This is a genomic window from Mesorhizobium sp. M7A.F.Ca.CA.002.04.1.1, from assembly GCF_004022805.1.
GTDB lineage: Bacteria > Pseudomonadota > Alphaproteobacteria > Rhizobiales > Rhizobiaceae > Mesorhizobium > Mesorhizobium ciceri.
Window position 1 is genome coordinate 1 of sequence record NZ_RZPL01000114.1, and the last position, 10,592, is coordinate 10,592.

General features: G+C 62.9%; 9 protein-coding genes and 1 pseudogene. 5 read left to right on the plus strand and 5 right to left on the minus strand.

All coding sequences use genetic code 11. The features are described from left to right. The 3 genes and pseudogenes from ENZ75_RS08650 to ENZ75_RS08660 all read right to left on the minus strand — a co-directional run. A pseudogene (locus ENZ75_RS08650) lies at positions 1-489 on the minus strand (serine/threonine protein phosphatase); the annotation flags it as partial. A 5-nt stretch (positions 490-494) separates the two neighbouring features. Next, positions 495-2,282 carry a bifunctional alpha/beta hydrolase/class I SAM-dependent methyltransferase gene (locus tag ENZ75_RS08655; protein ID WP_181172674.1) on the minus strand — a complete coding sequence of 596 codons (1,788 nt, stop codon included), beginning with the start codon at positions 2,280-2,282 and terminating at the stop codon, positions 495-497. A gap of 48 nt (positions 2,283-2,330) precedes the next feature. Beyond that, complete coding sequence (locus ENZ75_RS08660) at positions 2,331-2,939, minus strand: CDP-alcohol phosphatidyltransferase family protein (RefSeq protein WP_063167716.1); 609 nt, start codon at positions 2,937-2,939, stop codon at positions 2,331-2,333. Positions 2,940-3,134: 195 nt separating this feature from the next. On the opposite strand from ENZ75_RS08660, the gene ENZ75_RS08665 reads away from it, so the two are divergent. The 3 genes from ENZ75_RS08665 to ENZ75_RS08675 all read left to right on the plus strand — a co-directional run bounded on the left by ENZ75_RS08665 (position 3,135) and on the right by ENZ75_RS08675 (position 6,630). Continuing rightward, positions 3,135-3,614, plus strand: a complete 480-nt coding sequence (locus tag ENZ75_RS08665) for a MarR family transcriptional regulator (protein WP_063167717.1) — start codon at positions 3,135-3,137, stop codon at positions 3,612-3,614. Beyond that, a complete protein-coding gene (locus ENZ75_RS08670; RefSeq protein ID WP_013532371.1) occupies positions 3,611-4,792 on the plus strand; it encodes an HlyD family secretion protein in 1,182 nt (393 codons plus the stop codon). Before ENZ75_RS08665 ends, ENZ75_RS08670 begins: the two co-directional genes overlap by 4 nt. A gap of 305 nt (positions 4,793-5,097) precedes the next feature. Continuing rightward, a complete protein-coding gene (locus ENZ75_RS08675; protein WP_013532370.1) occupies positions 5,098-6,630 on the plus strand; it encodes a DHA2 family efflux MFS transporter permease subunit in 1,533 nt (510 codons plus the stop codon). Between the two features lie 49 nt (positions 6,631-6,679). Here ENZ75_RS08675 and ENZ75_RS08680 read toward each other — a convergent pair whose 3' ends face one another. Beyond that, positions 6,680-7,189 carry a CAP domain-containing protein gene (locus ENZ75_RS08680; protein WP_063167718.1) on the minus strand — a complete coding sequence of 170 codons (510 nt, stop codon included), beginning with the start codon at positions 7,187-7,189 and terminating at the stop codon, positions 6,680-6,682. Positions 7,190-7,440: 251 nt separating this feature from the next. Further along, positions 7,441-8,664: a TadE/TadG family type IV pilus assembly protein gene (locus ENZ75_RS08685; protein ID WP_027163217.1), complete on the minus strand. Its 1,224-nt coding sequence runs from the start codon at positions 8,662-8,664 to the stop codon at positions 7,441-7,443. A gap of 300 nt (positions 8,665-8,964) precedes the next feature. On the opposite strand from ENZ75_RS08685, the gene ENZ75_RS08690 reads away from it, so the two are divergent. Beyond that, positions 8,965-9,789 carry a DUF2189 domain-containing protein gene (locus tag ENZ75_RS08690; protein WP_013532367.1) on the plus strand — a complete coding sequence of 275 codons (825 nt, stop codon included), beginning with the start codon at positions 8,965-8,967 and terminating at the stop codon, positions 9,787-9,789. 14 nt (positions 9,790-9,803) lie between these two features. Next, a partial coding sequence (locus ENZ75_RS08695) for a dienelactone hydrolase family protein (protein WP_164887765.1) occupies positions 9,804-10,592 on the plus strand: 789 nt, incomplete at its 3' end.

The following is a 10,592-nucleotide window of genomic DNA, read 5'->3' on the forward strand; positions in this document are numbered from 1 at the left end:
GCGGAGCCGGTGGCGCCAATGATCCCAGATGATCGCCAAAAGGGCGATGTGCAGCGAGGGGGCCTGGTTGAACGGCTTGTCGAAACCGCCGAGCACGGCAAACAGGAAGCCGGGCAGGCCGGTCGTCGCCGGCCGCACGAATGTAGCGGTCAGCGGGAACAGGATGAAGCAGATAACGGCGACGATTTGCGCGGTGAGATAGCGTCCGGCCAGACGGTCGACCCCTTGCCTGTCGTTGTTGAGCAGCAGCGACAGGCCGTAGAACAGGTTGATCGACCAATAGGGCACGATGGTCCAGGCGACGAACGGGATGCCGTGCTCCCACGAGAACACGATACTGCCGACATCGTCGCGCCGCGACGCCAGCCAGTTGGCGAAGCCGTAGCTGAGATAGAAGAACGGCGCCAGGAAGGCCAGCCACAGGGCTGCCCTGACGACCACCCGGCTATAGGGTTCGGCACGCGCCACGGATGCAGGCGATGACACCATGCTGCTCAGCGGCGCCGCGCGAGCGAGACGGTGAAGATGCCCCATTGGTCGATGCGCTGGTCGAGCTTTTCGAAACCGGCGGCTTCGACGAACTGGTCCATTTCGCCTTGCGTGCGCCGGCGCATCACCCAGGCCTCGCCGCCGCGATGCGAGGTCAGGCTGCGGGCGATCATCTCGAGCTGCGGGTGCCAAGGCTGGTTGGTGTAGAGCAACAGGCTGCCCGGCTGCATGGCGCTGGCCAATCCACCGAGCGACCGGGCGATCATCGCATTGTCCGAGAATAGCTCGTAGAGGCCGGAAACGATGGCGAGGTCCGGCGCCGGATCGGCGTTGGCGAGCACGTCGGCATCGAAAGCGTCGGCGCGCTGGAACGTGACGTCAGCCGGCAATTGCCGCTCCGTGATCAGCTTGCGGCCAAGCTGCACGTTGAGGTCGGAATAATCCTGCAGACGCACGCTCGCCGGCTGGTCGGGGCTCTTCACGATGGCATCGAGAACATAGCGGCCGTGGCCGGCGGCGATGTCGAGAATATGCACTGGCCGGCCAGTGGTCTTGAGCGTTGCCAGGCAAGAGCCGATCAGTTCTTCGAGATGCAGCTTGCGCTGGCGGATGCCGCGCCAGCCGATAGCTTCCAGGAAGACACGGTCGACGACGCGGCCAAGGGGCGTAAGTCCGCGCGCGTCGTTTTCGTAGACATAATCCAGCGTCGAGCCGGAATCGAAGCCGGTGGCAATGCCGGTCTTCATGCCTTGGGAGACCCAGGCGCCCATGCGGATGGAGGCGCGGCTGAATGCCCAATAGAGGCCCTTTGGCGACATCAACGCGAGCGGTGAAGCAAGCCGGTCGGCCTCGTCGCGTGTGTAGCCGGCAATGTCCGCCTGCTTCAGGTCGACCGGCGCATCCGGTGCCGCGAACTGCCTGGCCAGGAACGGCCGGATCAGGTCGAGGGCCTTTGCCCGGTCGCGTTCGCCCAGCGTGTCGTGGAAGAAGCCCGGCAGCACATGACGTTCCTTGATGCGGCTGCCGAGATTGACGAAGAACTCGTGCTGCGGGCCGTGGCGCACGACCCAATCGCTGCCCGAAAGCAGAAGCTGCGTCGGCGCGGTGATGGCGCGGGCGTCCGCAACGATGCGGGCTGCATGCTGATAGAGTTCGACCAGGATGTTGGAAGCGATCGGCCGCGTGATCAGTGGATCGCTCTCGAAAGAGGCGATTCGCACGGGATCATGGGTCAGGAATTTCGCCTTGACGTAGGAATTGACGAAGAAGCGGCCCTTGATCTTCTGCCAGAGCGCTATGCCCTCCTTGGCGAAGGGCACGTAGAGTTTTACCGAGAAGGCCGGTGAGGCCAGCACCATGGCGCGCAGCTTCGGCGCATAGTCATGCACCCAGGCGGCGGCCAGAACGGCGCCGAAGGACTGCGCGATCAGCGCGATATCGCGCGTGGCGAAGCCATCCCTTTCAGCGATCTCGCGCATGAAGCAGTCGATGTCGCGCACCAGCGCCGAGAAGGACGGGGCATAGCCGCGCTCGCCGGACGAACGGCCATTGCCGCGGGCATCCCAGGCATAGAAGGCGTGGTCCGGCATCCGCAATTCATCGACGAGATGGGCCATGCGGCCGCCATGCTCGTGGCCGCGATGGAAGAGCACCATCGCGCCTTTGGCATCGGCCGAAGCCGCCGGCCAGAATCGGTAGAAGATCTCCGTCCCGTCATGGCTGCGGAAGACCCGCTCCTGCGCTTGCCGCGCAAGGCTTTCCGTGGCCGCGGCGGCGACCGGTTCGTGCATCATGGTCTTTCCCTCTGGCGGCCCCACTGGCGGCATGGCGAGCCTCGATGCTCAGCTGGCGCTGCCAATAAGCCCGGCGCGTATCCGGTTTATGGCGGTCAGCAGCGAAAGCGTTGCCATGGCCGGAAACACAAATGGCGCGATCGATGCCGGCCACAGCCCTGGGGCGCACAGCACGGCGACGACGCCAAGCGCCAGCGCCCTGTCGCTCTTGCCGAACGGCCCGGCATAGTTGCGGCCGATCTTGGCGGCGATGCCGAGCACGCCGGCAAACTCGGTCAGCACCGCCGATATTGCGAAGGCGACGACGCCCCATGCGCCAAATTCCGGAAAGACGGCAAAAGGCAAGATCAGCGCGAGGTCCGAAACGACGTCGCACAACTCGTTAAGATACATGCCGAGCGTCGAGGCTTGGCCATGCTCGCGCGCCAGCATGCCGTCCACGGCATTCAGCGCCATGCGCACGAACATCACCACGGGGATAAGCAACAGCAGCCAGCGCCATTCATGCCGGATCGCAATGGCCGCGCCGGCGGCTATCGACATCGCGGCCGCCAGGATGGTTATGCTGTTTGCGGTGACCCCGATGGCCGCCAGCCGATTGACCAGCGGCCGCAGTCGGCCCTGGAAGGCCGGCTTGAGAGCGTAAAGCGTCGGCATTGCGTTGATCCCCCGATCCTGTTCAGCGGCTGTACATCAATATGCCAGACGCGACCAGCGGAGAGGCGGCGCGGCCATCATGCGTTCGCAAATCGATAACCATGATTGGCCCGGCAAAGCTGTCATGCACATTTGTCGGCTTTGTGTGCACTGCGGCACCTTGAATAGTGAGCACGCTTATTATATATCCCGCTCATGGTTTCCGATGGCATCGACAGATTGGGCTTCTTGATCCACGACGTGCAGCGCCTGATGCGCAAGCGCTTCGAGGCGAGGGCCAGTGGCTTGGGGCTTTCTTCGGCGCAATGGCGGCTTCTGGTCCGCGTTGCCAAGGAAGACGGTGTCGCGCAGGCGCGGCTGGCCGAACTTCTCGAAATCGAGCCGATCAGCGTTTCGCGCCTGGTCGACCGCATGGAGGAGGGAGGCTGGATCGAGCGTCGTTCCGACGCTGCCGATCGCCGCGTCCGCATGATCTTCCTGACGCCCAAGGCAAGCGATGCCTACGCCGTGATCAAGAGCATTGCCGGGGAAGTCTATGAGGAATCGCTTGTCAACGTGAAACCGGAAGCCCGTCGCATCCTCGTCGAGGGACTTGAGGCGATGGTCCGCAACCTGACCGACGACGAGACGCCGTCCATTGAAAAAGTGAAGAACACAGAGGGCGCAGCAGCATGAACGCGGTAGCCAAGATAGACGAGAAAGTGACCGAACTGGAAATGGAAGCGCCGGCGCAGCCGGCCGCGGCCCCGGCGACCGTTGCTCCCCCGGTGCAGCCGGCTCCGGCGCCGGTGAAGAAAAAGCGCCGGCTGGGCCGCTTCCTGCTGATGGTCGCGCTGCCTGCGGCATTGGCTGTTGGCGGCGGCTATGTCTGGGTTACCGGCGGCCGCTATCAGGAGACCGAGAACGCCAATCTGCAGCAGGCCAAGGTGTCGATCGCTTCCGACACGGCCGGCCGCATCGTCAAGGTCGACATCTTCGATAACCAGCTGGTCAAGCAGGGTGACGAGCTGTTTGCCATCGACCCCGAGCCCTACCGGATCGCGTTGGCGCAGGCCGACGCGGCGGTGGCGGGCGCGCGTCTCAATGTCGAGCAGTTGCGCGCCGCCTATGGCCAGTCGATGGCTCAGCAGAAGTCCGATGCCAGCCAGGTCGCCTTCGCCCAGTCGCAGTTCGACCGCGCCGCCGATCTTGCCCAGAAGGGCATCAACGCCAAATCGTCGCTGGACGAAGCCAAGAACGATCTCGACAAGGCCAAGCAGCAGCTCGCCGTTGCCGAGCAAGGCATCATCAGCGCCAAGGCAGCCCTTGGCGGCAATCCCGACATCGAAACCGACAAGCATCCGACCGTGATGGCCGCGCTCGCCGCGCGCGACAAGGCCGCCTACGACCTGGCGCAGACCACGGTCAAGGCGCCGGCTGACGGCATCGTCAGCCAGGCCTCGTCGTTCAAGGTCGGCCAGTATGTCGGTTCCGGCACGCCGCTGTTTTCGCTGGTCGAGACCGGCGACACTTGGATCGATGCCAATTTCAAGGAAACGCAGCTCACCCACATGAAGCCCGGCCAGAAGGCCGAGATCGTGGTCGACACCTATCCGGGGCGCACCTTCGAGGCGACGGTCAAGGCGATCGGCGCCGGCACGGGAGCCGAGTTCTCGCTGCTGCCGGCCCAGAATGCCACCGGCAACTGGGTCAAGGTCACACAGCGCATCCCGGTTCGTCTCGAACTGACCGATGCGGACGCCAAGATGGCGTTGCGCACCGGCATGAGCGCCACCGTTACCGTCGACACCGGCGTGGCGCGTGGCCTGCCTTCGATCTTCGGTCACGCCACGGCCGGCGAGGCCGCGCAGTAACGTCAACAGAATGCCGCAGGACCAGCGGCGGAGGTGAATAGCAGGATTGGTCTGATGGGAGGAGCTGGAAGGATCAGCGTTTGGGCACGCCGCATAGCGGCCTGGCCGAAGTCTGAAATCTCCGACGCGGACCCGTCGGTCCTCATGTTTCCGGGCGGCAGGCATCCGCTGATCAGAGACTTTCAGTCGATGTAACCCCCACATCGACAATCGCGTCCCACCGCGACGAGGGTCTCTCAACGGAAGGCGTTGCCGCCCGGAAACCCCTTGTACACGTTTTTGTTACCTGCTGGAAGTTCCACGCCATGAGCACGCCCGAACCCTTCAAAGAAGTGCCGCATCGCGGCCTGATCACGGTCGCGCTCATGTTGGCGACGATCATGCAGGCGCTCGACACGACGATCGCCAACGTCGCGCTGCCGACCATGACCGGCGATCTCGGCGCCTCGCCTGACAACATCAATTGGGTGCTGACCTCCTACATCGTTGCCGCCGCCATCATGACGCCGGTCACCGGCTGGCTGGCCGATCGCTTCGGCCGCAAGGAACTGTTCCTGACGGCGGTGGTCGGCTTCACCGTGTTTTCGATGCTGTGCGGCATCGCCTGGAGCCTGGAGACCATGGTGTTCTTCCGGCTGATGCAAGGCGTGTTCGGCGCCGCGATCGTGCCTCTGTCGCAGACCTTCCTGCTCGACATCAATCCCAGGGAACGCCATGGCCAGGCGATGGCCATCTGGGGCGCCGGTATCATGCTGGGTCCGATTCTGGGCCCGACACTCGGTGGCTGGCTGACCGAGAATTTCAACTGGCGTTGGGTGTTCTTCATCAATCTGCCGGTCGGCATCGTCGCCTTTCTCGGTATGGCCGCTTATTTGCCGGCTATCGCGCGGCGCGTGCGCGGCTTCGATTTCTTCGGCTTCGCCATGATATCGCTCGGCGTCGGCGCGCTTCAGCTGCTGCTCGACCGCGGCGGCGAGGTCGACTGGTTTTCCTCGGTCGAGATCTGGATCGAACTTGGTCTTTCGCTCACCGGCTTCTGGGTGTTCATCATTCACACCATGACGGCCGAGCACCCCTTCATCGATCCCAAGATCTTCCTCGACCGCAATTTCGTGACCGGGCTCGCATTCATCTTCGTCATGGGTGTGCTCATCCTGGCGAGCATGTCGCTGCTGCCGCCGATGCTGTCGACCATCTTCGGCTATCCGACCGTCACCATCGGCATCGTCATGGGGCCACGCGGCGTCGGCACCATGATCTCGATGCTCGTCGTCGGGCGGCTCATGAGCAGGATTGACGCCAGGATCCTCGTCGTCATCGGCTTCCTGCTGACCGCGCAGTCGCTCTACACCATGTCCAGCTTCACCCCGCAGATGGACAATTGGCTGATCATCAGCTCCGGCGTCATCCAGGGCCTGGGCATGGGGATGGTGTTCGTGCCGTTGTCGACCGTCGCCTTCGCCACGCTTGACGTGCGCTTCCGCACCGATGCCACGGCTCTGTTCAGCCTGGTGCGCAATCTTGGCTCGTCGATCGGCGTGTCGGTCGTGACGGTGTTGATGGTGCGCAACACGCAGATCAACCATGCCGAGCTTTCGGCCTTCATCAATCCGTTCAACCCCAATCTGTGGGCTGTCTCGCCGGCGGCCGCAGGCGGCGACCCAACGGCGCTCTCGCAGGTCGATCGCATGGTCAATCTCCAGGCCATGATGATCTCCTACGTCAACGACTTCAAAATACTCATGGTGATGACACTGCTTGCCATCCCGTTTGTTTTCCTGCTGCGCAAGCCGAAGCAGGCGCCAGCCGGCGGCGCGCCGGCGGCGCATATGGACTAGCTTTCCATCAAATCGTCTTGGGTGTGGCGCACCGAACCGGCACGTTTTCCTATTTTCCGAGCACGAGGCTCCAGTAACGGAGCTTGCTGTCGCTGCCGTCGCGCACATAGGCAAGGCCGAAGCGTGTGAAGCGCGGGTCGAGCATGTTGCGGCGATGGCCTGGTGAATGCACCCAGATGTCGAACAGCTTATCGAGGTCGAAACGACCCTCGGCGATGTTCTCCGCCGCGGCACCGGAAATTCTATTGTCCCTGACGCGCGAGGCGAAATCCTTGCCCCAGCCGGTGGTGTGGCTCATGCGGCGGCGCTGCGCCATGTAGCCTGCCTGCTGCAGGGCGGCCTGTTCGAGCTGCCGGTCGGGGACCAGCGGCGCGAGCCCGGCCGAGGCGCGGATGCTGGCCAGCGTGCTGGTGGCGGAGGAGGAGACCCCGGCGCCTTCGCCGGTTGGCAGTGAAACGGTGCTGCAGGCGGCGAGCCCCGCCAGGGCTGCGAGGCCGGTCAGCACCATGCGCCTGTTCAGCTTCGGGATCGGGTGGGTTTCGATTTTCGCTATGGTCATGCCTCTGAGATAATAGCGATCATGGCTTTTGCCGGGCAGGGCGGCGAAAATCGAAGAGGGGGCGACAGACTGACGCTGGCCGGTACAACGCTGATCGGCGTGGCATGCTGGGCGGAATTTCACCAGGCGATCGACGGCGCTGCCTATCCCAGGCTGGCCGGATTGCGCCTCGCATCGAAACCGATCCGGCCGTGCGTTACCGCCATTTTTCTCAACGCTACCGCTGGCGCCGCCGCACGTCAGGTTGTCTCTCATTTCACCAGAGTGATCATCCGATCGGCATACATTGTGCGATTTCCAAGCGCCGCCGCGCAGTCGGACTTGACGGACGAGTTCCCGGTCATCTGTATCGTATTGCCGACAAGCCTGAGACAGTCGCCCTGGGCGCTCATATCAGAATTGCCGGCGTAGGAAATGGGCGCGTCCGGCGCGTAGATGAAACCGCTGAGCACGGAATTTGCGCCACCATTCAATGTCAGGGCAGACGTGTTGCCGTGATCCTGGAAAATGGTGATGCCAGCATAAGGGCCGCTGGTGGGCGGGGAAAGGTTCACCTTCTCATTGGCATTTATGTAGATCTGAGCGCTTTCCATGAGGAAAATGGTCACGCCCTGGCCAGTCAGGCTGCCGTTTCCCCCTGGCTTTATGGTGGTGCCGCGCATGATGTAGACGCCCGGATTAAGCGTGATGTTCCCCGATAATGTCTTGTCGCAATAAGTGCCGGGCGACAGCGTGTAGGTTTTGCCGTTCGGGACAGGCAAACACAATGTGTAAGGGGGAGGAACGACGTCGGCCAATGGATCAAAGGATGCGTACCTATGTTCGTGCGGCGTTCCGCAGGCGAGACTGGCGCTGGGTGGCAACAGCCCGCTGGTGCCACCGACGGTTGAGACACAGCCGGCCGAAACCAGTGCGGAACCACCCCTGTTGACGGAATCCGACGCGTCCGAGTTCGCCGCGATCACGCAATTGTCCATCGAGACGTTGGTCGAGCCCTGCAGGTTCACGGCGGCGGACGCATGCGGATCGAGCGCCAGCACGCAGGCCTGCGCGCCAGGTTTTATCTTGACCGAGGCCGAGCGGTAGGCCTGCCAGGGGGCCGAGGCGCTGATGAAGCTTGGGCGGCTTATGCTGGACGACAGCGAGATAAAGTAGGCGCTTGGACTGCCGCTTGCCGTTGCCGCGAAAGCGGAGACGCTGCCCAAATATTCCTGCTGGTCGGCCGCGCTCATATTGGCGGCGAAGAACTGCAGCCCAAGCTGCTGGACATCGCCAGCCGCCATATCGGGAGAGAACTTCGTGCCGATGGCGAGCCCAGCCGCGTCCAGCGAGTTCTGGAGTTGCGAGGCGTCATGGCTCGTGCCGATCAGATCGACGGCGCCGGCCAAACCAATCATTATTGGCAGCATAGCGAAGGCGGTCGTTATGGCAAAGTTGCCGCGCTCCGAAGACCAGAAGGCTTTCAATGCGAACATAGTCCCTCGCCGAAACTCGTAAAGCTCAGGTGATACGCCAGGGATCCCTACGAGTAATTTAAGTAAATGCTAAAATGCGTAAATGCTAAAATGCAGCACAATGATTGGCCAAAACGAAGGTCTGCCAAGGTACGCCATATGAGAGGCCATACGGAGAGTTGAACACAACGAGGAGTTGCTCCCCAGGCCATTGACCCGGCGACAATCGCCGCCAACTCTGCTATCATGCTTCTCGATCTTGAAGTGGCAGCTCTGGCGGCCATCCAGGCGGTGACCGCCCCGACACACGGGAGGAAGGTTATGGCCGGCTTTCATGTCATGGCGGACGCACGTGGAATGCATGTGCAGCCGACGGTGCGCCGCATCACCACGTCGGACCTTTGGGATGCGTTGCGTCTCGGGTTCGAGGATTTCTGGGCAAAACCATCGCACTACGTGTTCCTGTGCCTGATCTATCCCATCGTCGGCCTGATCCTGACGCAGTGGACGTCCGGCGCCAATGCCATCCAGCTCATCTATCCCCTGATGTCGGGTTTCGCTCTGGTCGGGCCGTTTGCGGCGCTCGGCCTTTACGAGATCAGCCGCCGGCGCGAGCTCGGCATGAACACCTCCTGGCGGCACGCGTTTGATGTCCGGCGCTCGTCCGCGATCCCGTCGATCGCCGTCATCGGCGTCATGCTGGTGGCGCTGTTCCTGTTGTGGCTCTACACCGCGCAATCGATCTACACTGGCCTGTTCGGAGACCAGCCGCCGGCCTCGATCGGCGGCTTCATCCGCGACGTGCTGACCACCAGTAAGGGCTGGACGCTGATCCTTGCCGGTAATGCCGCGGGCTTTGTCTTTGCCGTAATCGTGCTGGCCACCACTGTGGTTGCCTTCCCGCTGCTGCTCGACCGCGACGTCGGCGCCGTCTCAGCCATCGAGACCTCGGCCCGGGCGGTGATGGCCAACCCGCTGCAAATGGCGCTGTGGGGCTTGCTGGTCGCCGTGCTTCTGGTGATCGGTTCGATCCCGCTGTTTGCCGGGCTCGCCGTCGTCATGCCGGTGCTCGGCCATGCCACCTGGCATCTCTACCGCAAGGTGGTCGAGCCGGAGCGGGCACAGCAGATAAGACGGCCGATGTAACGAAGCAGGCACCCATGGCCTTCACCCTGCCGAGACTGCCCAACAAGGTCGTCTGTCTGACCTGCCTTTGTATCGGTAGCTATCTGCATGCCGCGCCAGCGCGCGCTGACCAGCCGGTGCAGTTTGAAAGCGCGGCTTCGGAGCCAACGCCATTTCAGAAGCGCATTGCGCAAGCGGGCGGCAACGTCCCGAGGGCCGTTCCCGGCACGCCGCTGCAGGGGTATTTAACGCGTCCGCCGGGTGAGGGGCCGTTCCCGGCTGTCGTGGTTCTGCACGGATGTTCAGGTTTGCCCCGAAGTGTAAGGAAAACCTGGTCCGAGCGACTGTCTTCCTGGGGTTACGTCGTCCTCGTCGTCGACAGCTTCAGCACCCGCGGCATTAAGGAGACCTGTGATGGCCTCCACCCTGTTGATCGCGTATATGACGCCTACGGCGCTCTGGAATACCTATCAAAATACAGTTTTGTCGACCCGCGGCGCATTGCGTTGATGGGGTTCTCCGCTGGCGGGAACGCAACGCTCGAGGCCTTGCAGTCTGGTGGAGACGAGCGGCTTATGGAGCGCAAATTCAAGGCTGCGATCGCCTACTATCCGGATTGTTCGGCAACGAATGGCGACATGGCGGTCCCGACCTTGATCCTGATCGGCGAGCTGGACGATCGGACCCCCGCCAAAAATTGCCAGGAGATGATGACGCAGCGCAGCGGCAAGGGAAGCTCTGTGCAGCTTGACGTCTACCCGGGTGCTCGTCACGGATTTGACTCCGCAGGATTGAAGACCGGCATCGAGGCCTATGGTCAGTAC

What these genes read in the sequence shown, in the direction of transcription:
- ENZ75_RS08665 (WP_063167717.1), top strand. Translation starts at nt 3,135, where the DNA reads ATGGTTTCCGATGGCATCGACAGATTGGGCTTCTTGATCCACGACGTG.
- ENZ75_RS08655 (WP_181172674.1), bottom strand. Translation starts at nt 2,282, where the DNA reads ATGATGCACGAACCGGTCGCCGCCGCGGCCACGGAAAGCCTTGCGCGG.
- ENZ75_RS08670 (WP_013532371.1), top strand. Translation starts at nt 3,611, where the DNA reads ATGAACGCGGTAGCCAAGATAGACGAGAAAGTGACCGAACTGGAAATG.
- ENZ75_RS08660 (WP_063167716.1), bottom strand. Translation starts at nt 2,939, where the DNA reads ATGCCGACGCTTTACGCTCTCAAGCCGGCCTTCCAGGGCCGACTGCGG.
- ENZ75_RS08690 (WP_013532367.1), top strand. Translation starts at nt 8,965, where the DNA reads ATGGCCGGCTTTCATGTCATGGCGGACGCACGTGGAATGCATGTGCAG.
- ENZ75_RS08680 (WP_063167718.1), bottom strand. Translation starts at nt 7,189, where the DNA reads ATGACCATAGCGAAAATCGAAACCCACCCGATCCCGAAGCTGAACAGG.
- ENZ75_RS08675 (WP_013532370.1), top strand. Translation starts at nt 5,098, where the DNA reads ATGAGCACGCCCGAACCCTTCAAAGAAGTGCCGCATCGCGGCCTGATC.
- ENZ75_RS08685 (WP_027163217.1), bottom strand. Translation starts at nt 8,664, where the DNA reads ATGTTCGCATTGAAAGCCTTCTGGTCTTCGGAGCGCGGCAACTTTGCC.